Source organism: Nostoc sp. CCY0012, assembly GCF_963920855.1.
In the GTDB taxonomy this organism is placed as follows: Bacteria; Cyanobacteriota; Cyanobacteriia; order Cyanobacteriales; family Nostocaceae; genus Cyanocohniella.
The window spans coordinates 1-25067 of the sequence record NZ_CAWUDM010000040.1; the positions used below are offsets into that span (position 1 = coordinate 1).

At 41.8% G+C, this 25067-nt stretch carries 19 protein-coding genes and 1 pseudogene; 7 read left to right on the forward strand and 13 right to left on the reverse strand.

Features of this window, described 5'->3' with window-relative positions:
- Positions 1-53 precede the first annotated feature (53 nt).
- Positions 54-575 (forward strand): annotated as a pseudogene (locus ACM0OS_RS13435) (Uma2 family endonuclease); the annotation flags it as partial.
- A gap of 26 nt (positions 576-601) precedes the next feature.
- On the opposite strand, the gene ACM0OS_RS13440 reads toward ACM0OS_RS13435, so the two are convergent.
- A complete protein-coding gene (locus ACM0OS_RS13440; protein ID WP_414543690.1) occupies positions 602-2194 on the reverse strand; it encodes a tetratricopeptide repeat protein in 1593 nt (530 codons plus the stop codon).
- 131 nt (positions 2195-2325) lie between these two features.
- On the opposite strand from ACM0OS_RS13440, the gene ACM0OS_RS13445 reads away from it, so the two are divergent.
- Positions 2326-2478: a hypothetical protein gene (locus ACM0OS_RS13445; RefSeq protein WP_414543691.1), complete on the forward strand. Its 153-nt coding sequence runs from the start codon at positions 2326-2328 to the stop codon at positions 2476-2478.
- Between the two features lie 8 nt (positions 2479-2486).
- On the opposite strand, the gene ACM0OS_RS13450 is transcribed toward ACM0OS_RS13445, so the two are convergent.
- From ACM0OS_RS13450 to ACM0OS_RS13460, 3 genes are all read right to left on the reverse strand, one after another.
- On the reverse strand, positions 2487-4571 hold the full coding sequence (locus ACM0OS_RS13450) for a tetratricopeptide repeat protein (protein WP_414543692.1): 2085 nt from the start codon (positions 4569-4571) through the stop codon (positions 2487-2489).
- Positions 4572-4723: 152 nt separating this feature from the next.
- Entirely contained in the window at positions 4724-6592 is a 1869-nt protein-coding gene (locus tag ACM0OS_RS13455) for an aspartate kinase (protein ID WP_414543693.1), read from the reverse strand.
- A gap of 237 nt (positions 6593-6829) precedes the next feature.
- The gene (locus tag ACM0OS_RS13460; RefSeq protein ID WP_414543694.1) at positions 6830-7582 is read right to left on the reverse strand and encodes a class I SAM-dependent methyltransferase; all 753 of its coding nucleotides are present in this window, start codon (positions 7580-7582) and stop codon (positions 6830-6832) included.
- A 506-nt stretch (positions 7583-8088) separates the two neighbouring features.
- On the opposite strand from ACM0OS_RS13460, the gene ACM0OS_RS13465 reads away from it, so the two are divergent.
- Positions 8089-10290: an HAD-IIB family hydrolase gene (locus ACM0OS_RS13465; protein ID WP_414543695.1), complete on the forward strand. Its 2202-nt coding sequence runs from the start codon at positions 8089-8091 to the stop codon at positions 10288-10290.
- 73 nt (positions 10291-10363) lie between these two features.
- On the opposite strand, the gene ACM0OS_RS13470 is transcribed toward ACM0OS_RS13465, so the two are convergent.
- The 5 genes from ACM0OS_RS13470 to ispD all read right to left on the reverse strand — a co-directional run bounded on the left by ACM0OS_RS13470 (position 10364) and on the right by ispD (position 16872).
- Positions 10364-11755 (reverse strand): PP2C family protein-serine/threonine phosphatase, encoded by a 1392-nt coding sequence (locus ACM0OS_RS13470; protein ID WP_414543696.1) that lies wholly within the window; start codon positions 11753-11755, stop codon positions 10364-10366.
- A 471-nt stretch (positions 11756-12226) separates the two neighbouring features.
- Complete coding sequence (gene ftsY, locus ACM0OS_RS13475) at positions 12227-13927, reverse strand: signal recognition particle-docking protein FtsY (protein ID WP_414543697.1); 1701 nt, start codon at positions 13925-13927, stop codon at positions 12227-12229.
- 205 nt (positions 13928-14132) lie between these two features.
- Positions 14133-14762: a transcription antitermination factor NusB gene (gene nusB / locus ACM0OS_RS13480; RefSeq protein ID WP_414543698.1), complete on the reverse strand. Its 630-nt coding sequence runs from the start codon at positions 14760-14762 to the stop codon at positions 14133-14135.
- A 111-nt stretch (positions 14763-14873) separates the two neighbouring features.
- Complete coding sequence (locus ACM0OS_RS13485; protein ID WP_414543699.1) at positions 14874-15644, reverse strand: DUF502 domain-containing protein; 771 nt, start codon at positions 15642-15644, stop codon at positions 14874-14876.
- A gap of 547 nt (positions 15645-16191) precedes the next feature.
- Positions 16192-16872, reverse strand: coding sequence for a 2-C-methyl-D-erythritol 4-phosphate cytidylyltransferase (ispD, locus tag ACM0OS_RS13490; protein ID WP_414543700.1), 681 nt, complete (start codon positions 16870-16872; stop codon positions 16192-16194).
- A 215-nt stretch (positions 16873-17087) separates the two neighbouring features.
- Here ispD and ACM0OS_RS13495 point away from each other — a divergent pair, with 215 nt between their 5' ends.
- Both ACM0OS_RS13495 and ACM0OS_RS13500 read left to right on the forward strand, forming a co-directional pair.
- Positions 17088-18350 (forward strand): RNA-guided endonuclease InsQ/TnpB family protein, encoded by a 1263-nt coding sequence (locus tag ACM0OS_RS13495; protein WP_414543701.1) that lies wholly within the window; start codon positions 17088-17090, stop codon positions 18348-18350.
- An 88-nt stretch (positions 18351-18438) separates the two neighbouring features.
- The gene (locus ACM0OS_RS13500; protein ID WP_414543702.1) at positions 18439-19392 is read left to right on the forward strand and encodes a glycosyltransferase family 9 protein; all 954 of its coding nucleotides are present in this window, start codon (positions 18439-18441) and stop codon (positions 19390-19392) included.
- Positions 19393-19480: 88 nt separating this feature from the next.
- On the opposite strand, the gene ACM0OS_RS13505 is transcribed toward ACM0OS_RS13500, so the two are convergent.
- The 3 genes from ACM0OS_RS13505 to ACM0OS_RS13515 form a co-directional block, all read right to left on the reverse strand.
- Positions 19481-20182 carry a DevA family ABC transporter ATP-binding protein gene (locus ACM0OS_RS13505; RefSeq protein ID WP_414543703.1) on the reverse strand — a complete coding sequence of 234 codons (702 nt, stop codon included), beginning with the start codon at positions 20180-20182 and terminating at the stop codon, positions 19481-19483.
- A 142-nt stretch (positions 20183-20324) separates the two neighbouring features.
- The gene (devC, locus tag ACM0OS_RS13510; protein WP_414543704.1) at positions 20325-21506 is read right to left on the reverse strand and encodes an ABC transporter permease DevC; all 1182 of its coding nucleotides are present in this window, start codon (positions 21504-21506) and stop codon (positions 20325-20327) included.
- Complete coding sequence (locus tag ACM0OS_RS13515) at positions 21503-22804, reverse strand: biotin/lipoyl-binding protein (protein WP_414543705.1); 1302 nt, start codon at positions 22802-22804, stop codon at positions 21503-21505. The genes devC and ACM0OS_RS13515 overlap by 4 nt, the downstream gene beginning before the upstream one ends.
- Before the next feature lie 101 nt (positions 22805-22905).
- Between ACM0OS_RS13515 and ACM0OS_RS13520 the strand changes: the two genes are divergently transcribed.
- Positions 22906-23784 carry a TetR/AcrR family transcriptional regulator gene (locus tag ACM0OS_RS13520; protein WP_414543706.1) on the forward strand — a complete coding sequence of 293 codons (879 nt, stop codon included), beginning with the start codon at positions 22906-22908 and terminating at the stop codon, positions 23782-23784.
- A 42-nt stretch (positions 23785-23826) separates the two neighbouring features.
- Here ACM0OS_RS13520 and ACM0OS_RS13525 read toward each other — a convergent pair whose 3' ends face one another.
- Entirely contained in the window at positions 23827-24303 is a 477-nt protein-coding gene (locus tag ACM0OS_RS13525; protein WP_414543707.1) for a CRR6 family NdhI maturation factor, read from the reverse strand.
- Between the two features lie 311 nt (positions 24304-24614).
- Here ACM0OS_RS13525 and ACM0OS_RS13530 point away from each other — a divergent pair, with 311 nt between their 5' ends.
- On the forward strand, positions 24615-25064 hold the full coding sequence (locus ACM0OS_RS13530; protein ID WP_414543708.1) for a Fur family transcriptional regulator: 450 nt from the start codon (positions 24615-24617) through the stop codon (positions 25062-25064).
- Positions 25065-25067: the final 3 nt, after the last annotated feature.

Here is a 25067-nt window from a genome sequence, read left to right on the forward strand (position 1 = left end):
TGTTACTGTTTTTTCAACTTGAGACTCCAAAAAGTTTTCTGCACCACTAAGCTGTGGATGTCTCGCCTCTGTACAAAAATGGGGATTTACGGCTGAGTTATGTGGTTTGGCAAGAGGGAATTAGTCCGTTTATTATCGTGGAATTGCTTTCACCTGGGACTGAAAGAGAAGATTTAGGGCAGACTTTGCGAGATGCGGCAAAACCCCCAACAAAATGGGAAGTCTATGAACAGATTTTAAGGATTCCTTATTATGCAATTTTTGATCGTTATAAATACGAATTTAGAATATTTAAATTAGATGGTGGTCGTTATGCAGAAGTAAGTTTATCAGATTCTCGTTTTTGGATTCCCGAAATCGAGTTAGGTTTAGGAGTTTGGCAAGGAAGTTATCACAATATTCAGCAGCCTTGGTTACGTTGGTATGATGCTACAGGTAATTGGGTTTTGACTCCTACTGAACAAGAAAGACAACGTACTGAACAAGAAAGACAACGTACTGAACAAGAAAGGCGGCAAAAAGAACGATTGATAGAACAGTTGCGATCGCTTGGCGTGGAACCGGATTTAGAATAAAGATTATTAATCAAAAAGGATGTGTATCATAAAATTTGCTTGATTTGCTCCATAGCATATTTATAATATTCTGCGTTCCCTTCTTTTTTATATAAATTTGCAGCAGTTTCAAAATCTTGAATTGCTTGTTGTTTAAATCCTAACATAGACTGAACAATCCCCCGATTGTAGTAAGCAAGAGCATAATCAGGTTCAATATTGATCAATTTGGTATAGTCACTAATTGCATCGTGGATATCTCCTACATGAGAAAGAGCTAACCCCCTTTCGTAATAAGCAACAGCATTTTTGGGATTGATATTGATAGCTTGTGTATAATCATTAATTGCACCGCGGATATCCCCTAAACGAGAAAGAGCTAACCCCCTTTCGTAATAAGCAACAGCATTTTTGGGATTGATATTGATAGCTTGTGTATAATCATTAATTGCACCGCGGATATCCCCTAAATGAGAAAGAGCATTTCCCCTTTCGTAATAAGCAACAGCAAAATTAGGATCAATATTAATAGCTTGGGTATAATCTTCAATTGCACCCGCCTTATCATCCAGGTCATCACGAGCATTCCCCCTTTCGTAATAAGCAACAGCAAAATTAGGGTCAATATTGATAGCTTGGGTATAATCTTCAATGGCACTTTGGTGATCATACCAGTAATAGCGAGTTAACCCCCGACTATAGTAAGCAACAGCAAAATTAGGGTCAATATTAATAGCTTGGGTATAGTCGTCAATTTCACCCTGGTGATCATCCAAATAATATCGAGCTAACCCGCGTTCATAGTAAGCAATAGCAAAATTAGGGTCAATATTAATGGCTTGGGTATAATCATCAATTGCGCCCTGGTGATCATCCAAATAATAGCGAGCTAACCCGCGTTCGTAGTAAGCAATAGCAAAATTAGGGTCAATATTGATAGCTTGAGTATAATTTTCAATTGCATTCTGGTTATTTCCTAAATTAAAGTTAGCAAGTCCCCTGTGGTAGTAATATTGAGCATCATCAACTTCGGAAGATATCAAATCATCTAAATAGGTACGTAAACCGCCAGCATATAGCAGTTCATTTATTCCTATTGAAGCTTTATCACTAGTCACAATAATCATATTAGTTGGTAAAAATCCCGCTAATATGAGATGATATTCAGGCTGTGCTTCGTTCACTTCCTCTTGAATTAAAATACAAACTAAAACGGAATTTTTTTCAATTTCTTCTCGACTAATTGACCATTGAAGTTGCTCAAACTTGCCATGTCGAGCTTTAACCTGAATACCAACAGATGAATCAGAAGTTAAGGTGAAATCAACTTTTCCATCTCCACCAATACGTTTTTCGTAGTCAACCTCAGTTACAAAGTCACCTAAACGAGTTTTTAAAACTTCCTCACCCAGTTTTCCCTTCATATTGTTGATAAAAACATTACGAATAGGATTTGAAGAAGTTCGTTTATATTTGTCAGCCATCTTCCAGCAAAAATCTCGTAATTGCTTTAATCTCTCACCAGAGATGACAGTCAACTCACTATGCTTTCCTTCGTTTTCACAAAGTAGTAAATCACTAGATTCTAGTCTGGCTATAAAATCTGCCTGTTGTGCTTTAAGTATTGTTTTCCAGTCCATTTGTCAAAATTAACCTTCGTCTGACAAGGAAGATTCAATTTAGTATGCCCTTTAAAGTGGCTAAACTCACTAATCTTCATTAACTTGTAAAAACGAAAATTTTGATTATTTTTGCTGACTTGTACTGAAAAATGGAATTACCTAGGCTAAAAAATGTTCAGCTAACTTTAAAAGTCACAAAACAGGTTAATGATGCTATTACAGCATTACCTAAACTAGATATAACTCGCGCTACTTCTGCAATTGAGTTACTGCAAACCCTCAAAGCAATTTGTAAATTATAGTTGAATTTCTATCTCCTTCGATTTGTAGAACTAGGTGTTGGTGTTGGTGTTGGGCTGGGTGCGGGTACAGGAGGATATGGTCTACCTTCTAGAATATCAAGTTCCCGTTGTGCATCTTTAATACTCTCTCTATCCCCTCTTTGTCGAAAGAGTCTCAGTGCTTGGCGAAAATCTGCGATCGCACCTGATTTATTACCTTGTTTTGTGCGAGTTACACCGCGGTTATAATAAGCTAAACCATATTGGGAATTAATAGCGATCGCCTGGGAGTAATCTTCATTAGCAGCTTTATATTTTCCCAATTGCAGATTTACATTACCACGGTTGTTGTAAGCCGCTGCATCTTGAGAATTAAGTTCAATGGCTTTGGTATGATCTTCAATAGCCTCTTGATAATTTCCAAACGAAAAGCGGTGTATACCTCTATGATTATAAGCTGCTGCCCATTGAGGATTTAACTGTAAAGCTGTATTATAATCTTCATTAGCTTCTAATCTATACCCCATTTCACTATATAAATCACCGCGATTTAGATATGCCGCTGCATAATTGGGATTACGATTAATCGCTTGTGTATATTCCCTAATAGCTGCGTATTTTTGATTATTACTAGCGTGGATTAAACCTATTTGATAATGAGGTCTAGCATCCTTGTCATCAATACTAATTATTTTCTCAAAATCTTGCATCGCTGTTTTTTGAAGTTTCAGGCGACGGCGCAGGATACCCCGTTGTAAATAAGCGTCGGTATAATTAGGTTGCAGTCTTATAGCTGTACTAAAGTCTTCATTTGCCCCTTTATTATCCTTCATCTGGACACGGGCTAAACCTCTTCCATAGTAGGCGTAGGTATTTTTAGAATTTAACTCAATTGCTTTGCTGTAGTCGGCGATCGCTTCTTTATATTTGCCCAATGCATACAAAGAAAATCCTCTATCATAATAAGCACTAGCATTTTGCGGGTTCAGTGTAATCGCCTTGCTAGAATCAGCTTCTGCTTGCTGATAATCTCCCAATTTATAAAAGGCATTACCGCGTTTATTGTAAACCAGGGCATTTTGAGGATCGAGTTCAATCGCCAGGGTGAAATCTGCAACTGCTGCTTGATAATTTCCGGCTTGATAATTTCTCACTCCATCCTCATATAACTGTTCCACATTAACTTCAGTTATTACAGGTTCAGATGGCTGAAAAAACCAAGCCGCCATCGCAATTGTCATACAACTAGCTATCCCTGCCATAATTAGCCAGATTTTTGTCTGACTTGGTTTTTGTCTGACTACCTTACCACTTTTTAACTGCTGTATATCTTTTAAAACTTCAGTTACAGACTGGTAGCGCTTCCGGTAATTAAAACGCACCATTTTATCGATAATTTTGGCTAATTCTTTACTAACTTGTATATTTTTATTCCACCAAATAATTTCACCTGTCAGCAGACTTTTTTGATTTTGTAATCTAGAAATTTCGTTTGCAGGTAACCCGATGAGTGCGGCGATCGCAACTATCCCTAAAGCATAGATATCGCTATTATATTGAGGTTCTCCACGTAATTGTTCTACCGGGACATATTCTATATTGCCCACAATAGTAGTCACAACTTCCTGAACAGCACTAAAGTCAACCAACACTAATTTTTGATCCGACTCTCGCCGAATAATATTTGCTGGTTTGATGTCTCCGTGAATTACCTCACGGCTATGAACAAACTCTAAAACTTCTAATACTTCTAATAAAAAACTAATTACCTGTTCTTCTGTCAGAGGCTTTCCTCGTAAACTTTCTTCAGCTAAATTATTACCATTAATAAATTCTTGAACTAGATAAAATTCTGAATTTTCTTCAAAATAAGCAACTAACTTTTGGATTTGTCCATGTTCCTGTCCCAGTTGCTGCAAAGTTTCCGCTTCTTGTACAAATAGGCGTTGCAGATTTGCCAAATTTTGCAGATTTTCACTACCAGGATGTAACTGTTTAACGACCAACTGGCTACCAGGAATGATAGCATCTTCAACTAAATAAGTTTGTACTACCTCCTCCACATTCAGGACTTTCAGAATCCGATAACGTGCATCCAAAATTTGACCATTCATAACTTCCTCAGTGATCCTACTTATAAAATTTCGGTTATGTAATTTAAGAAAATTGTAGTCTGAATCACTGCGGAATGGGGGGATAGGGAAGATAGGGAAAAGTTTCTTTTCTATTCTCCCTTGTCTCCTTGTCCCCTTGCCCCCTTGTCCTCTTACGCTGGGACTACAAATTTTTCGCTACCAGCTAATTCAAAAGCGCTGTGAATTGCTTGTAAAGCTTTAACACCTTGTTCTTGGGCTACGACACAGCTAATTTTAATTTCTGAGGTAGCAATCATTTGGATATTGATTTGGTTGTGGGCTAAAGCTTCAAACATTTTAGCGGCAACACCTGGTTGTCCAACCATGCCGGCACCAACGATACTAACCTTGGCGATGGCATTATCTAACACCACTTCACCCCATCCTAATTCAGCTGCTACTTGGGTGAGCATTTTTTGGGTATTTTCCCCATCTATCCGCGAGACGGTGAAGGCAATATCTCGTCTAGGAATACCATCAACTATGCGACAACGTTGAGATTGAATAATCATATCTACGCTGACATTGTGTTGTGCCAACAGTCCAAACAACCTCGCTGCCATGCCTGGCCTGTCTGGTACTTGGCGAATGGCCAGACGCGCTTGGTTCATATCTAAAGCCACACCGCGAACAGGAGGGGGAGTGGTGAGTTGGGAGTTGGGAGTTGAGGAAGATAAGAGGTTTTGTTCTTTTTCTCCCCTTGTCCCCTTATCCCCTTGTCCCCCTATTCTCTGGTTTTCGGGAATCTCAAAGGCTTGACGTAATGCAGCCACGGCGCGATCGCCTTCTGCGGCATCTACTACGCAACTAACTTTGACTTCACTTGTGGAAATCATCTGAATGTTCACCTTGGCTTCCGCTAAGGTGGCAAACATCTTGGCTGCAACTCCAGGGCGGCCAATCATCCCTGCGCCCACAATGCTGACTTTGGCAATATGTTGTTCTATCATCACTTCTGCTTCGTCAGTGTTGGGGTGAGACTGACTCCTCAAGGCTGGGGCGATGGCAGATGCTACTGCTTCGGCGCGTTTTAATATGGGTGTAGTAACGGTAAAAGCAATGTCGTTACTATTACCTTCATGTATTGATTGAATAATCAAATCTACGTCTACTTTTTGTCGGGATATTTCCCCAAATAATCTGGCTGCTACCCCTGGTTTATCGGGTACGCGCAACAAAGCAACTTTAGCTTGGTCTGTGTCAAATTCTACATCATCTACAGGACGGGCAATTTCTAAATTAATGAGCGATCGCCCTTGGGGTTTAGGCGATGTCACCCAAGTACCGGGATCATCTGTCCAGCTAGATCTCACCACTAGGGGAACGCCATAGTTGCGGGCAATTTCCACGGCGCGGGGATGTAGCACTTTTGCCCCTAAACTTGCCAGTTCCAGCATCTCGTTACAGGTGATTGCATCCATTAACTGGGCTTCGGCTACAAGGCGGGGATCTGTAGTTAAAATACCTGGTACATCCGTATAAATTTCACAAAAATCAGCCTGGATTGCCGCAGCCAAAGCCACTGCTGATGTGTCGGAACCACCACGCCCCAAGGTGGTAATTTCCATATCTCGAATGCTAGATATACCTTGAAAGCCGGCTACTACAACTACTTTTCCTTGATTAATATGACGAGTCAGGCGATCGGTTTCAATATGTAAAATCCTGGCGCGAGTGTGTTCAGCTTCAGTCACAATTCCTACTTGCGCGCCAGTCATGGAAATTGCTGGCTGTCCAATTTCCTGCAATGCCATACTGACTAAAGCAATGGTTACTTGTTCACCAGTGGAAAGCAGCATATCCATTTCCCGGCGGTTGGGACTTGCAGAAATTTCCTTGGCTATTTTCACCAGTCCATCTGTGGTTTTACCCATTGCAGACACCACCACTACCAAAGAGTTTCCTGCTTTTACAGTCTTGTAAACACGCTGTGCAACAGCCTGAATACGTTCTACTGAACCGACAGATGTACCACCGTATTTTTGAACTATGAGCGCCATAATGTTTATCTTAAATCAAAATTTGCGTACTTTCACCCATACCCCGCCGCTTCGGGAGGACTGAAAAGCATTGCCAGTTGTTTAGTTTATTAATATCAGAATCAGTGCCGACAAAAAACCGATAGTATAGGTTTTTTGGTGATTTTTTGGACAATGGACTAAAAATTACTGTACATCACAGTCTGTTGACTGTTATAGCAAAGGTTAAGACTCTAGTATACTGTGTGAGCAGCACGGTTAAATCATTTGAAAATACAAGATAACGCCCATGTAGCCACCGTGATTTGACATCTCAATGTATATCTTGTGAATGTTGCGTTTTTGTAATATCAAAAATAAGCGATTTAAGTCATATTGATTCATCTGCATTAATGGATAATCAAACGCTTTCCCCTTGAATAAGTTTCCCAAATTATGCACAAAGGGAATATATTTATTTACCCATTCTTTAACTTTTTCTAGTGGGGAAGCTTCTCTATAATATGTAAAGTGTACAACACCAACACCATGACTTTCCAAATGGTCAAGCATATTTTGTAAAATTTTTTCACCTCTTTTAGGTGAAATATGTTGAAACACAATAAACGAATGCATAAAATTAAACTTTTTTTCTGCTATGCCGGAAAAATCATCATCTGATTTGATTAATTCAATATTTTGCAGATGATTAAGTTCACAGTTTCTTTGTGCCTCGGCTAGCATAGATTCAGAAATATCTAAACCTACAACATGAAGGGAATTTTTAGCTAAAGGTATTAATATTCGTCCAACTCCGCAACCAAAGTCCAATGATTGCCTTGGTTCAAAGCTGGCATCTAAGTATTTTTTAATATTGCTAATAATAATTTTTAAGTCTTCATCGCCTGATTTAAAAAAATCTAAATAAGCATCATTGTCAAGGTTGTTGATTCGGTATTTATTTGAACTCAAAACTCCAAAATAGGGGTCTTTAGAACCATACTTTTCCCATTGTTTATCAGAATTTTTCATTGATAAAAATCAAATATTTAAACAGTTTTAATCTAATAAAATAGAACATTAGCACAAATCACAAAAACTTCGGCTTACCTCGACTTCCGTTCCATCGAGCGAAGTCGAGATGCTCGGTACAAGTCGCTCAGTGGACGAGAGCAAAGGGGAAAGACTGGGAAGTCCCTTGTATTCCGCCCTAGTCAAGCGCCCTGGAAGGGCGGGGCTTCTTACCCATATTCCGCTTTGCTCCACGCAAAGGAGAAGGGCTTGCCCCCCCTGCTCCCTGCTCCCTTCCCCTATTCCTCTTGGTGATTATTTGAACTGTATATTTATTCACCTTAATATTGGTCTTGGGGCATAGATTTTATATTTTTAATTAACCATTTGTCAAAAATTGACACATTTGTTTTATAATCTTTAGACAATCAGCATAATTGTTTTATTAAAAATCTGTAGCGGTCAACAGCCATGTGTATGAGAAGCTGTGCCGGGGCTGTTATGCAATAAGATTAGAGGAATGCAAAATGTCAAATAGCCCAGGGTTGTATATTCTACTAGTCAGTGTTCACGGATTAATTCGTGGTAAGAATTTAGAATTAGGAAGAGATGCTGACACGGGTGGACAAATTAAGTATGTCCTAGAACTCGCTCAAGCTTTAGCCGCCAACCCACAAGTAGAACGTGTAGACCTGGTAACTCGTTTGGTCAATGATCCCAAAGTGAGTTCGGACTATGCCCAACCCGTAGAAGTTCTATGTGACAAAGCCCAAATCATTCGTGTTAACTGCGGGCCGCGTCGCTATCTCCGCAAAGAAGTTCTCTGGCCACATTTAGATAACTTTGCTGATGAATTACTCAAACATCTGCGCCAAGTAGGAAAATTACCCCACGTCATCCATAGCCACTACGCCGATGCTGGATATGTGGGTTGTCGGATTGCTGGTTGGTTAGGTGTACCACTTGTACATACTGGTCACTCCCTGGGACGTGTGAAACAACAACGGCTTTTAGAGCATGGAACCAAAAGGGAAACCATTGAAAGCACTTATCACATTAGTACACGCATTGAAGCCGAAGAAAACACTTTGGCAAGTGCAGCATTAGTCATCGCCAGTACCCATCAAGAGGTAACACAGCAGTACGGTATTTACGACCACTATCAGCCCAATAGAATGGTTGTAATTGCTCCTGGGGTAGCACTGAAAAACTTCTACCCAGTTCCCCAAGATTGGCAGGAGCCGCCCATTTATGAAGATTTAAAAAGATTCCTCAATAATCCTCAAAAGCCCATCATTATGGCGCTTTCCCGCCCAGCGGTGCGGAAAAATGTCAGTACCCTGGTCAAAGCCTACGGCGAAGATCCAGAATTGCGTCATTTAGCCAACTTAGTCCTAGTCTTAGGTAACCGAGATGACATCACCACGATGGAATCAGGCCCTCGTCAGGTACTTACAGAAATCTTTCAATTAATAGACCGTTACGACCTCTACGGGTACGTTGCCTATCCCAAACACCACAAATCCGATGAAGTTCCCGACTTATATCGATTGTTGGCCAAAACACGGGGAGTATTTATCAACCCGGCATTAACTGAGCCATTTGGACTCACCTTAATTGAAGCCACAGCCTGCGGCGTGCCAATTATTGCCACATCAGATGGTGGGCCGCGAGATATCCTGGAGGCTTGTGAGAATGGGATGTTAATTGATCCACTGAATATTCAAGAGATTCAGGATGCACTACGAACAGCCCTCACTGATACTGAACAATGGGAACGTTGGTCTACCAATGGATTGGATAGAGTCCGAGAAAATTTCTCTTGGGTGAGTCACGTAGAACGATATCTAGAACAAGTGCAGCAATTACCGCAACGAAGAGTTAAGTCTGTACTCAGTCCCCTGCCAAAAGCCTTAGCAACCGATTTACCTGATTGGAATATCCCTGAACAAAACCGCTTACCAACCGCAGATCGTTTTCTCGTGTGCGAAATCGATAACACTCTGTTAGGTGACCAAGAAGCTTTGCACAAACTCATTGAGCGACTGCATAACGATGGTAACTCAACCGGGGTAGGAATTGCTACCGGGCGAAATCTGCAAACTTCCTTAGAGATGTTAGAAGAATGGCAGTTCCCCAGACCAGATTTGCTAATTGTTTCAGCAGGTAGCGAAATCTATTATGGCCCTCAGGTAGTTCCAGATGCGAACTGGCAAAGACATATTAGCTACCATTGGAACGCTGATGCTGTTCGTCAAGCGATGGAAGAACTACCGGGAGTAATGCTGCAACCCCCGCAATCCCAAGGTAAGTTCAAACTTAGCTACTTTATTGATGAAACAAAAGCCGTCAGCTTCAAAGAAATCATGCGTCATTTGCGACGGCGTAGGCTTCACGTCAAAGGTATCTACAGCCATAATATGTATCTTGATTTATTACCTATTCGGGCTTCCAAAGGAGATGCTATTCGTTATTGCGCCTTGAAATGGGGATTACCAATCAAACGATTTTTAGTAGCAGGTGCCTCAGGTAACGACGAATCAATGCTAGCTGGGAATACCCTAGCTGTGGTTGTGGGCAACTACAGCCAAGAAATTGAAAAATTGCGAGGCTATCCACAAATTTACTTTGCCGAAGGACATTACGCCTGGGGAATTTTAGAAGCACTAGATCGTTACGACTTTTTTGGGACTTTATCTCAAGCAGAACCAGAAATGACAACTGTTTAAATGTTTGTAGTGAGGACTTTAGTCCTCAAAACAGGCTTAACTTCCTCGCTACAAGCGAATTTAATCCCGCCCATTATTGAATTTTCAGTACAACTAATGTCATATCATCGGTATTTTGCTTCTCAGTACCGATGAATTGCAAAACTTGATCAAACAGGTAATCCACAATCTCTTGTGGTCCACTGCAATACCTGCAAGCGGCATGAAAAGCAGCAACAAAGTTTTCTTCATCAAAGCGATCGCCACTGGCAGCAGCCGCATCAGTCAACCCATCTGTATAATAAATTACTGTGTCCCCAGGTTCTAACTGTGCTTGGGCATCTTCGTATTGGCTGTTGGCATCTAAACCAATCAACATTCCCAAAGTATCCAAGCGGGTGATAGTCTTCGTAGCTGCGTGCCACCACAATGGAGGATTATGTGCCGCATTACTATAAGACAAAACTCGATTTCGGGGATTATATTCTGAGTAAAACAGTGTCACAAAGCGGTGAGAATTTTCTAAATCCGCATACATGACCCGATTTAAATTTTGCAGAATGCCACATGGTGAATTACCATGCAAGACTTCTCCTCGCAGCATTCCCCGCATCATAGTCATAATTAGTCCAGCGGGGACACCCTTACCCATCACATCCCCAATTACCAAACCCCAACGCCCAGTTTCCTGCCCTGCGGTGCTATTGGACGGTACTGGATTGTGATGAGTGGGAATAAAGTCATAGTAATCTCCCCCGACACGATTAGCAGGTTTACAGCGTGCAGCCAAAGATGCACCAGGAATAATCGGGCATTGACGCGGCAAAAGTCGCCGTTGAATTTCCGCCCCAATTTCTAGTTCTTGGTCTAGACGTTCTTTTTTCCTCAGTTCTACTGCTAATTTATCATTTTCAATAGCTACAGCTGTTTGGTCTGCCACCAGTCTGACTAACTTTTGTCTAGTTTCTGTCCAACTATATTCCGGGTCACGACTTAATACATAAAGCCAGCCCTGTTCTGTATGCTTCACTAAAATTGCTGTGCCAAAAATTTGCACATCAGGGCCTAAATAGCGGTGCATTTGGTCATCTAACAACCCTGTAGCTGTGGCGAGGGGGGCTGTATTGGATAGCAGGGTGATTTGACTACTAGCTGTTTCTAAGGCTTTACGAATATTCTTCCGCTGGCGACTATCTTGCCAGTGTAACTGCTCTAACCTAATTTGACCGTTAGGCTTATAGAGAAATAAAGCACTACCATCAGCATCAGTTACCCTGGTTGCCATCAAAGGTATCAGCTCCAAAAATTGGTTTAAATTATTGAAGCTTCTGAGGGCAAATCCTAAAGAACTGAGCAAATCTTGAATTTTATTCTGTTCTCGGTGCAGCCGTGCCACGAGTTCTTTGAGTGCCACGACTGGTGTGACATCCGTCGTGGCACTACTATTACTATCAGTGGGTTGAGAAGGCAGTTGAGACACAGGCACAGGTATTATTGCACTTGATATCGACAGATGGAGATGATTGATAAATGCTTTAGTTTTGGCATTGCTAAATCATATTGGGACAATGTTTATCACTTTAGCAAGAGTAAAAAGACGTAACACATAGTTATGTATGAGTATTACATTTACTTATGACATTTATAAATAAATAGGAAAAATTTTCTTTATTTGTGTTTAGTCCCAAAGTTCTCAGTAAAAATCAGTAGTTTTTTGCATAGCTTAATAAATATTTAATGTTTTCATAACTTAATGAGCAAATCATACATCTTTAGCACGAAAAAATCCTTTAATCAAAGAAAATTTTGGGGCTAGAGGTTAGAAGCTAGGGATTAGAGGCTAGAAATTTTTCTTCCTACTCCCTACTCCCCATTCCCGTATCCTTCGGGAAGCTACGCTCACGGCTGACGCTCACGGCGAAGCCTACTCCCTACTCCCCATTCCCCACGCCTCTTTCTAGCCACTCAATAAAGCTTCAATAAACTCGTAGCTAGAAAAGGGACGCAAATCTTCAATGCCTTCGCCAGCACCAATAAAGCGAATGGGTAAACCTAGCTGTTGTACAACGGCCAGGGCAACGCCTCCTTTGGCTGTACCATCCAATTTAGTTAAGACTACGCCACTGAGTTGGGCTGCTTGGGAGAATACTTCTGCTTGCCGCAGGCCATTTTGACCTAAAGTGGCATCTAAGACTAACAGCGACTCTATTTTGGCATTCGGGGCTTTTTTGTCAATAATCCGGCGGATTTTACTGAGTTCGTCCATTAAGTTTTTCTTATTTTGCAGTCGCCCGGCGGTATCTACTAACAATAATTCAGTTTCTCTGGCTTGGGCTGCGGCGATCGCATCAAATACCACGGCGGCTGGATCAGTATTTTTACCTGGATTAGAAATTACTTCTACACCGCTTCTCGTACCCCAAACTTTGACTTGTTCTACGGCAGCAGCCCGAAATGTATCGGCTGCACCAATTAAACACTTATACCCAGATTGTTTGGCAAGGTGAGAAATTTTACCAATGGTAGTGGTTTTCCCTGCACCATTGACTCCAGTAATTAACCAAATATTCAAGGTTTCTTTTTCTGGTGTAAAGCTGGTGTTGTGGGCTTTTTTTAATGGCTCATCTAACATATCCCGCAAGATTTGTTTGAGGTAGGCGATCGCCTCCTCTGGCGGGGTAACTTCTGCTAGTAATTTTTTCTGGAGGGCGCTAATAATGTAATCTGTTGCTTCTACACCCACATCAGCTTGTAGCAGCGCCGCTTCGATTTCTGCCACAGCCTCTTGATTGAGTGGCCCTTGCCCGACAATTGCCTTGAGTTGATTGAGAATGTTACGCCGGGTTTTGTCTAACCCTTGGCGCAGTTTTTTCAGCCAGGTAATTTCCTCAATGGAAACATCTTCCGGACGTCTACCTTGGGCTGCCAGAACTTCTGCTGACCAAACAAAACCTTCATCAAAAGCCAATCCAGCAATTTCTTCAGTTGTTTGGGCTGTAGTGGCGGCTGGCTGCACCACTTCTGGTTCTGGAGTTTCAATGGCATTGGCTATGAGCCGTTCTTGCTTGGCTTGCCGTTCCGCCGCCGCCCTTTCTAAAAAGGATAAATTGGCTGGTGCTGCCTCTGGTGTTACTTCAGTCGCTGGCGATTCTACTTCACTTACTGTTGCTTCTGTGTCCTGAGTTTCCGGCTCTGCGGCAATTTCTACTGGTTCTGCATCTGTAATAACTGCCTCTGGTGGTACTGTTTCGCTGACTACCGCAGGTTGCTCCTCAGTAGTCACTTCTGGTGGTACTGCTTCGCTGACTGCCGCGGATTGCTCCTCAGCAGTTACTTCTGTTGGTACTGCTTCGCTGTCCTCAGTTTCGCTAGCAATTACTTCTGGCGGTGGCTCAGTTTCTACCGTTGCTGATTCTTCTGCTGTATCAGTGACAGTTTCTACTTCTTGGGGTTGTTGTTTTTGCTGGATATTCTTATAAGCAGATTTAGCAAACGCCAACAAATCGGCTGCTGAGTCTGGCGCAGTTTCATCCGTGGGAGTAGACGTTTCTGCTGTTTCTGGTTGGGGTTCTGGTGTTGGAGGTGCTTCTGCCTGTTTTTGTTCAGCGGGGGTATTAGAGGAATCGTTATATTGACGACGGAACCAATTAAAAACCATTGCAGCTAGAGATATAAGTTGTTATCTGAGTTATGAGTTATAAGTTATGAGTTTAACGGAACTCGTCACTTTTTCCTGGGGTGAAAACCTCCGTATTATCCTCACTTCTTAACGCCACTTTGTCTGACAGGGGGGAACCTCATAAGAAAAATGGCTCCTCCTGACTTTCAGCTTACAACTTAGCACTCATAGCACTTGTGAAAAACTAGACTGTTGTTTTTTGCTCTGTAACTCGACGCAGAACACCATTAATAAATCGGTGACCTTCTTCTCCACTGTAGCGTTTGGCTAGCTCTACAGCTTCGTTGATCGCAACTCTATCTGGCAGCCCTAAAAATCTCATTTCTGACACAGCAATTCGCAAAATATCTCGGTCGATTTGAGCCAAGCGCGTCACTTGCCAATCTATAAGGGCGGAAGAAATTTGTTCATCGATGACAATGCGATTTTCATTGATGAGTTTGACAAGTTGGATAGCGTATCTGCCGACTTCCTTGTCTTGATTGGCTAATTGAATCAATTCTGGGAACTCAACAGCTGCACCGAGTTGATTGATTGCTGTTTGGGTATAGTTAATGGCTTCTTTGAGGAGATTTCTCGCAGTATTCAGGTCTGAGGCCCGAGTTTCACTAGTTAACAAGCGCTCATTACTGCGTTGCAGTTCACCAGTGGCGTTGTCTAAAGTGTCTTGCACTTCTGATCTTAGGGTACGTACGGTGGCTAGCACCAATTTTGGTAGATGCTCTTCTGTTAATTTTTTGGGATTAAGAGGTAACTGGCTAAGACTTAACAGCGCCAATTCACGAGCGATTTGCTGGGGTTTTCGTTCTTGCATGAAAGTAAGTGCCTAGGCACTAATTAAGGTTATTAGGGTTAGTAGTCGCACAATTTTGGCAGAGTCAGACAATCATACTATCTATTTACTGATGACTTTGCCGGATTGATTTTAAGTTTCGTCAAAGGGAATAATTGGCCGCTTTGTTTGGGCCTGTATTTCTAGATTATGTTCTTTGGAGATAATTAAGGGAGGTAGAGGCGTATTCGGGGCGACAATACCACCGGAAACTAGTACTTTAAATGCGTCTTCTATGGGCATGGATAAGTTTATGACTTCATCCTCTGGAACTATGGCATACCATCCTGTTGTGGGGTTTGGGGTAGTGGGAATAAAAACACTGAGCATGGGACGGGACATTTGAGCTTGAATATCACTACTCATAGCACCTGTGACAAAGGCGATCGCCCATATGCCTTTTCTGGGATACTCTACTAAAATTACCCGGCGAAACTTGTCGTTGGAATCTTTTAGTAAGGTTTCCAAAAGCTGTTTTAAAGTTTTGTATACCTGCCCAGCTAAGGGAATTGCCTGTAAAACTCGCTCACCAAAATCTAGTAACCACCGCCCAGCAATATTGCGGGCCATCAATCCAATTACGAGAATACTTAACAGTGGCACAGCCATGCCCACTGCTAGATTCAATATATTGACTAGTATAGGATGGAGTCCATCAAAGGGATTCAGTTGTTTGGGAATTTTGGTGAGAAAGTTGATTACCCAATTGGCAATAGTAATTGTCAGCCAAATAGTAGTCGCTAATGGAATCACTACCAACAAGCCGGCAATCAAGTCATTCTTGATATCTTGCTTGAGGTGATTAATTCCCAAGCCCTTATTTTCTTGTTTTAGGCTACTGGAACTTTTGTTATTAGTATTCATACCAGCATACTTGTCAAATAGCGAAGACACGACTTGTGGAATTTTGTACCGCAAGCAAATTGCCCAAAACTGTAAGCATCTGGGCTAATGCTATGAAAACACGCATTTTTAGCAAGAAAATCAGTATTTTCCCACGAAGGTGTATATAAACACTGACCAAACAAGATAATGTCCGCTTTAACTTTGAGGATGTTACTTTTTTTGTAGGAATTGTAAAAGATTGTTACAAGACTCTTAGATATTACTAATACTACCGCGCTCAATCAAAAGCTGCTTATAATTTTGCAAGTATTACAGTACAGGCAGGTGAGCGTTCTCAGCAGGTTTTTAACTTGTCACTAGGCAGGAGCTATTTTTCTGAAAAATTAAGTTAAGAATATTAATCTATTATATTGCTCAAAATATATCTAAAGAAATATAGGGGCAGGTGGCTTTTATGAGTGGGTTTTTGAGAATAGCGAAAAGAATTGACAAAATTCTCAATTGTTTAACTCAAAAGTCAAAAAATTTGATTTTCCCTTACTCCCTACTCCCCACTCCCCACTCCCTACTCCCGATGACTGAGAATAAATTCAGCGATCGCCAAGTCTTGAGGAGTGGTAACTTTTAAATTAGTCTCTTCACCTGCGACAATTCGGACTTCGACCCCACACTTTTCAAATAAAGCAGCATCATCAGTTACTTCCCATCCCTGGCGCACACCTTCGGCATGACACTGTTTCAATAACTTGACATTAAATCCTTGGGGAGTTTGTGCTGCCCATAGTTGCTGTCGGTCGGGTGTACTTTGAATGATGCCCTTGTCATCAACAACTTTGATAGTGTCTTTCACAGGCACAGCAGCAATTAAACCAGAACATTTGTGTATTGCCTCGGCACATGAATCGAGTAAATTGGGTGTCACCAAACATCTAGCACCATCATGGATTAACACGTGTTCTGCGTCTGCTGGTAGCGCCTGTAAGCCGTTGTAAACTGATTCTTGCCGTGTAGAGCCACCTACAATAAATTCCACTGGCTTTGTCAAATTTAAATCAGCGATAATTGCTTTAAAATCCGGCCAATCAGCAGGTTGAGAAATAATTCCTATCCACTGGATTGTACTTGCCGCAGCCGCAGCTTTGAGAGTCCAAGCCATAATTGCCTGCGATCGCACTTGGAGCAGTAGTTTATTGCGGCTACTACCCATCCTTTTGCCACTTCCCGCAGATGGAATTAATAAATACACAGAAAACCTCAATCGTAAAAATCGGGAATAGGGACGTAATTAATGACCAATCACTAATAACTCATGACTGATACCTATCAGAGCAGAGTGGGAGGGTGAAAATACTTACCTTTTCAGGGGGATGAAACCCGACTCAAGGGGATTTATCCCCGTGTTTCCCTTAATCATACTATTTTCTACAAAACATTGTATAGTTTTGTAGGAGGTGATAAACAGTGTTAACTTTGACCTACGAATACAAGGCTAATCCAACAGCAGAGCAAATTAAATTAATTGAACACACACTAGATGTATGTTGCCAAGTGTGGAACTTTGCTTTACGTGAACGCAAGGATTGGCTCAATTCCCGTAAGTCACCGATTAATGCTTGCTCAATAACCTCTGAATACATAATTCCAGCAGATGCTCTTTACCCAAACTACAATACACAAGCTAAGTCTCTAACAATCGCTAAAAAGCAATATCCAGAGCTAAAAACTGTTAACGCCCAAGTGCTACAACAGGTGTTAAGAAAACTGGAAACCGCATTTATCGATATGAAACGCAAAGGAATGGGTTTTCCTCGGTTTAAGAATCGATACAGAATGCGCTCTTATGTTTATCCACAACTTGGGGAAGGTCAAATATTAAGAGGTAATCAAATTAAGTTACCTCAAATTGGGTGGATGGAGTATGTGAAGTCACGAGAAATACCTGATGGTTTTGTGATTAAACAAGTTCGTGTTGTTAGCAAAGCTTCTGGGTATTTCTTGATGTTTATACTGGAATGCAATGTTAATGTTCCTAGTCCTGTGGCTTCTGGGTATCCCAGAGGAATTGACTTGGGTTTAGATAAATTTGCTGCAACTTCCGATGGTGAATTGATTAAACGCCCTAGATTTCTTCAGTTACTACACCGTAAGCTGAAATTGCTACAACGTAGACTAAAGAAAAAACAGAAAGGGTCTAGCAATCGTCACAAGTTAAATCGCAAAATTGCCAGATTACATCAACGCATTACTGATACTCGCAAAGATTGGCACTTTAAATTAGCCCATAAACTTTGTGATGATGCAGGAATGATTTTTGTCGAGGATATTGATTTCCGTGTGTGGGCAAAAGGAATGTTTTGTAAACATACGCTTGATGCTGGATTTGGGCAGTTTGTCTCAATCTTGCAATGGGTATGCTGGAAACGAGGAATGTATTTTGCCAAAGTTGATAAGGATTACACATCTCAAGTTTGCCCCCAATGTAATACCCACACTGGAAAGAAAGAATTAAAGGACAGGATACATTCTTGCCCTGAATGCGGTTACACCACACATCGAGATGTAGCCGCCGCGCAAGTAATCCGCAATAGAGGGGTCAACGCGCTGGGACGCAGCGTGGATCAAAATGCCTGTGGAGACGGTCTGACGGGGACTGGTAACAGTCTAGTTAAGAGTCAAAAAAGCAGGAACAAAGGTAGAGAGGCACGGATTCATCCTGCCTCGTAACATATGCCTGCGAATACCCTCGATTTTTAATCAGGGGAGTACGTCAAATTCTTCTAAAATAAGGAGCGAGTACGCGTCAATAAATATTATGCGAGTAGTAGCCCTTGTCCCTGGCGGAATTGGCGACCAAATCCTCTTCTTCCCGACTCTAGATGATCTGAAGCGCTATTACCCTAACGCCCAGTTAGATGTCGTTGTTGAACCCCGGTCAAAGGCTGCCTACCGGGTGAGCAAGTCAGTTAATGAGGTACTGACCTTTGATTATAAAGATCGTAACAGTCTGGCCGATTGGAGCAATCTGGTAGGTACGATGCGCGATCGCGAGTATGATGCTGCTATTACTGTTAACCAAAGTTGGTTGATGGGTCTTTTACTCTGGTTAACGGGAATACCCACCCGTGTTGGCTATCAGGGTAAAGGAGCAGTTTTTCTCACCAATTCTGTGCCATTTCCAGCAAATCAGTATGTAGCGGCAACAAACCACAACTTGCTACAACCATTTGGGGTTAAAACACCTTGCCCAGAATTAGCAGTAAATATACCAAAACCAGATATTGAGTGGTCACAAAATGAACAAAAACGCTTGGGGGTACAAGAAACAGGCTACATTTTGATTCATGGCGGTTCTAGTGAATTATCTGCTCAAGCTGTGGATAAACTCTACCCCGTGGAGAATTGGCAGGAAATTATTCAAGAATGCCAACAAAAGCAGCCTGATTTACCCGTGGTTGTCACCCAAACTGGTAATGAGAAGTTTATGCGATCGCTTTTGAGATTGACTCCAGATATCAAGGTGACTTCACCTGATAACATTGGCAAGTTAGCTGCCATGATTGGCGGAGCCAGTTTAATGTTGTCTACCGACGATGCGCCAATGCATCTTAGTGTAGCAGTACAAACTTATACCATTGCCCTCTTTGGCCCGACAGATGCAGCGAAGTTGTTACCAAAAAGTGATAAATTTCTGCCCATCAAATCACCTACAGGTAAAATGGCAGACATTTTGCCCAAAACAGTTTTGGATAAAATCTGGGGTGGCTAAATTAGTGCTGAATGCTAAGTACTGAGTACTGAGTAAAGATAGCACTTACGTGCTAAGTGAAAACACTTTCATCTTCTTGACTTTCTCCTTAGTACTCAGTACTACTGAAATTACTAACACCATCTCTGATAAGATGACCATCTTCCATGTAGATAATCCGGTCAGCGATATCTAAAATGCGGTTGTCATGGGTGACGAGCAAAATTGTACAGCCTTGCTCTTTCGCTAATTTCTGCATAATTTCCACAACATCGCGCCCGGATTGTTTATCAAGTGCCGCAGTAGGTTCATCGGCTAAGACAATTTTAGGCTGACTTACCAACGCGCGGGCGATCGCTACCCGTTGTTTTTGTCCACCAGATAAATTATCTGGATAATAGTTGAGGCGCTGTCCCAAACCCACCGCTTCTAGCATTGCTTGTGATTGCTGGAGCATTTCCTGGGAGGAAATTTTTGGTTGCACTTCCAAACCCATCCGCACATTCTGGAGTGCTGTTAAACTACCATGCAAGTTATGAGCTTGAAAGATATAACCGTTACTTCGCCGCGCCTGTGTTAAATCTTTGGAACTAGCACCACAAAGTTCTCTGCCTAAAACTCGCAAACTACCAGACTGGGCAGAACGCAAACCTCCCACTAAAGTTAGTAGTGTAGTTTTACCAGAACCAGAAGGCCCAGTCATAATTACAATCTCACCAGCATTAATTGTGAGGTTGATATTGAATAAAACCTGCTTACTAAGTTGATCACTACCAAAGTAATGATCAAGATTTTCAATAGAGATAACCATAGTTGAAAAGGGAGTGGGGAGTAGGCTTGCCGTGAGCGTAGTCGTTAGCGTAGCTTCCCGAAGGGTATGGGAGTAGGGTGAGAGATTTTTTGTCCCTTACCTCGTAGGGAAGGGGTTGGGGTTAGGTTCCATCGAACTGCCGTTAAAACATATCGGCCGGGTCAGCGGATTGTAATTTTTGAGTGGCGATAATTCCCGAAAGAGTACACATAATGATTGTTAGTATTAACACAAGCACTGCCCTAAATAAAGTCATGTATATCGGTAAATTTGTCGCATTGCGAGCCAAGCGATAAAGTCCCAAAGGCACAACAAATCCGGGAACAAAACCCAGAAAAGCTAAAATAATCGCTTCTTCAAAAATCACGCCTAACAAGTATGAATTGGGATAACCCATTGCTTTAAAGGTGGCGTATTCTTTCAAATGGGCATTCACATCAGTAGAAAGAACTTGATAGACAATAATCACACCGACAAGAAATCCCATAGCTACGCCCAAACTGAAGATAAAACCAATGGGGCTTTCACTTTTCCAGTAGTCTTCCTCAAATTTGATAAATTCCGCCCGTGTTAGCACCTTGACATCTTCATTATTTTGGAGGTGCAATTTTAAGGCTGCGGCTACCTGCTGCGAGTCATAGCCTGGTTGAATATCTATCAAGCCCAGGCTGATACTCCCTACTTGTCGTCTGGGAAATAGTCGTAAAAAATTGTCATCGTTGGAAATCAATGTGCCGTCAGCGCCAAAGGATGCGCCTAATTTAAATGCGCCACTGATGGTAATGGTACGTTTATCTACTTCTGTGGATACGGTTTTACCTGCGTCAATTTGGCGAAATACCTCTTCGTATTCACCTCTGGCTCCACGGTCAAAAATAAAGGAATCAGGTAGTTTAATCTTGTCTAATTGAGCATTTAATTCTGGTAAGTCTAAAACAGGCTGTTCATGACTGACACCAATGGCTTGGACTGAGGTTTTGCGGCGTGTTTGGGGATTCTTCCAAGTGATCAAACCGATATACATGGCTGTAGCTGATTGTACACCGGGAACATCGGCAGCCTGCAATAATCGCCGTCGTGAAAAGGTAGACATACTTTGCATATTCCGACTTTGCGGACTGATTAAGATGATGTCTGCCAGCACAGCCCGATTTATGGTGGTGTTGCTGTCGTAGAGAGCATTCTGAAAACCAAGCTGCATAAACATTAGGACATCTGCAAAGGCAATACCTGCTATAGCGACTAACAGACGACTTTTATGATGGCTGAGTTGTAGCCATCCCAGTGGTGTTCGCCGTTGTAGTTGTTTGATTAATTTGTTCATAGTTCAATCACCGCCTTCACTTGTAAATTGGTAAATTTGGCGGCTTTTTGGCTGGATGCTGCATCAAGTTTTACATGAGCTTCCACAACTCTGGAATCAATGTTTTCTGTGGGGTCACTATTGATAATATTTTGCCGTTGCACTTTCCAGCCTACCCAATCTACTGTTCCGACTAATTCACCTGGTAGAGAATTACTAGATATTCGCACCCGTTGTTGAGGTTGGACTTTGCTCACGTCGCTTTGATAAATTTCTACAACTGCATACATCTGGTTGGTTTGCCCCATCTCGATAATGCCGTCATTAGAGACTATTTCACCTGAACGGGTCAGAATGTCAAAGATCACGCCGTCTTGGGGTGCTTTTACATAAGCCTGATCTAAGTTTGCCTTTGCCTGTTTTGCGACTGCTACAGCTCGGTTAACTTCTGCTTTTGCTCCGGCGACATCTACCGGACGAACTTCGCCGATTTTGTCTAAGGTAGCAGATGCGACATTAACTTGCTGGCTGCCAGTGGCTTGAATGCGAGCTAACACTGTCTGAGCTTCGGTAATTTGCTGGCGACCAGTGCCATCAATGCGATTGAGAATGGCTCTGGCTTCACGCAACTGCTGGGTGATGATATCGACACTCAAGCGTTTACTGTCAAATAAAGACTGAGAAATTGCTCCTTCCGAGTACAACTGCTGATAGCGTTGAAATTCTACTTCGGAATTTTTCAGTTCTGCTTCTAGCTTGTTAATTGTGGCTTGTTGTGCTGTTTTATCTCCTTGCCACTGTACCTCTAATCGGGTGACTGTCTCTGTTTGCTGCCTTTTATCTCCTAGAGTCTGTGCTTGAATACGCCCCATCTCGGCTTTTTGGGCTTGGATTTCGCCTACTTTTGCACCTTGCTGGATTTTTGCTAAGTTTATTTGTGCTATTTTTACACCTGCTTCGGCTTCTTGTAATGCGGCTTGTAAGCGATCGCGGTTATCTAAAATGGCGATCGCCTGTCCAGTTTTTACCTGATCTCCTTCTTTGACTAATAGCTGTTCTACCCGGCTACCTTGACTCGATGCAGGTGCGGAAAGTTTAATTACTGTTCCTTTGGGTTCTAGTCTTCCCAGGGCAGTCACTGTTTTAATTTGCGGTATGCTCACCTCTGCTGTGGGAGTCGTTTCAGACGTTTGTGATTGCCAAAATTTGTAACCTGTTGTACCAGCGATCGCCAAACTTGTAGCTACTGCCAACATAATCAGTTGACGAGAGCTAGGCTTAAAGAATGCAGAACCTTTAGCGGTGCTATCAGGTACCATAAGCCGCCTCTTTTACGTATAAGTAAACTATTTAGTTTAATTGTTATGTGACTAAACTAAACTGTACATTACAGTTATGTCAAGAGTCCAAAAAGCGAAAAATGAAAAAGAAACAGACAAAAACTAATCAGGTAGAGCGTTTACTGTCACCAGAAAAAGTTGAAGCGATTCTCGCTGGTGCTATGCAAGAATTTTTAGCAAATGGCTATGCTGCTACCACAATGGATAAGGTGACAGCAGCAGCCGGAGTATCCAAAACAACTGTCTATAGCTACTTTCAAGACAAAGAGAGATTATTTATTGCTCTGATTGAACGACTAGCCCAAGAAAGCCGTCGGGCAATATTTAATCCCGAAGACACACAATTCCTAGAAGGAGAACCTCAACTTGTGTTGCACCGCCTAGCAAACAACATTTTAGAGCGGATTAACCATGAACAGGAAGTTTTGAATTTAGTCAGGCTGATTATCGGTGAATCTGGACGGTTTCCATTGCTAGCCCAAGAGTTTGTGCGTAACGTAGACAAACCTGCTTTGGAACTTTTAAGTCAATATTTTACAGAACATCCAGAACTGCAACTACCAGATCCAGAAGTAGCTGCACGTATCTTTATCGGCACATTAATTCATTTCACAATTATTCAGGATATGCTACATAGTCAGCAATTGTTACCGATGGCGCGCGATCGCCTAATCGCTCACCTCACTAACTTACTGACTAGTAATCAGATCCCCAAAACGCCTACTGTCAATCAATACTCAGGTACAAGGCAAAAATCACCCAGGCGCAAGCGTACTGCATCGGGTAAATTTCAGATGGATTATGGTTGTGAGCCTAAACAACTGAGATCTATCAGGCTCACAGATACAGCTTGGGAAAAGTTGGCAGAATTGGCATCGGAAAATAATTTGACTAGAAGTGAGGCTATTGAAATTTTTGCCCGCAACGGTAGTCTAGATGAGCAAAATTCCGAAGTTTGATATTTTCTGTATATACATGGCTGTTATGTCCTAGCGCCTAATTTATGAAAATATGGCAAAAAAGCCATCATCCAACTCATAACCCAGCATTTGCGCCATAGACTTTAACCGCGATTGACTGGGGATACCTTGTTGTTGTAACCAATCACCTAAAATAAAAATTTTGTGCATCAGAAATATTTCTAAAGCTTCTGGATTATATTGAATCCCTTCTTTGGCACTGAACTGATGTGGTACAAGCATGGCGGTGTAACGAGCAAATTCACCAGTTTTCCAATCTAGTAAAAATATTACCCAGGGATATTTGGCATCCAAACGCACAAACCATAGCCGCAACTCAGGAATTTCGGAAAATTCGCGGGGATCGCCGGGTTCCAAGGGATAGTTAATATCAAAGCATAGCTGCTGTTCGTGGGATGCGATCGCTCCCTCTTGCAATAGTTCCTCAATCACCGTGACAGCTGGCGAAAGATCGAGATTATTAACGGAGTCAGTATCGAGTGCGATTGTGATTGTCATTGGCGGTTTCAAAAGCGAACAGTGAACAAAAAATTAAACCTTAAACATTTTTGATTTTTGACTTCCCCACAGGGGCGGGTGGACATTAACCTTAATTTTAAGTTAAAGTTGTAATGAGTTTGTTTTAGATTAGGGTGTAATTGAGTAACAGTCAAAGAGCAAGAAAAACATCACCTCAGACTGTAAATTTCTCCACAAAACAAGTAAGGATAAATCAACAGCACAACGGCGACATGTAATATCCTTGCATATCAAAAGAACCGATAAACATAAAACCGGGAAAATTTCCCGAATAGTTAACAAATTTAACTATGCAAAATCAATCAATATCGACAAAGCCAATTCGTTCTCTTGAAGATGCCCTGGAGCGGTGTCAATTGTTGGGTATGCGCGTTAGTCGCCAGCGGCGCTTTATTTTGGAGCTTTTGTGGCAAGCCAATGAACACCTTTCTGCTAGAGATATTTACGATCGCTTAAACCACCAAGGCAAAGATATTGGTCATACTTCTGTTTATCAAAACTTAGAAGCTTTATCTAGTCAGGGCATCATTGAGTGTATTGAACGCTGTGATGGGCGTTTGTACGGTAATATCAGTGATTCTCATAGTCACATCAATTGTATTGATACCAATCAAATTCTTGATGTGCATATAGATTTGCCAGAAGAATTGATCCGGCAAATTGAACAACAAACGGGAGTGCAGATTACTGAATACAGTATCAACTTTTATGGCTATCGCAATTCACCATCAACCCCTTGAGCT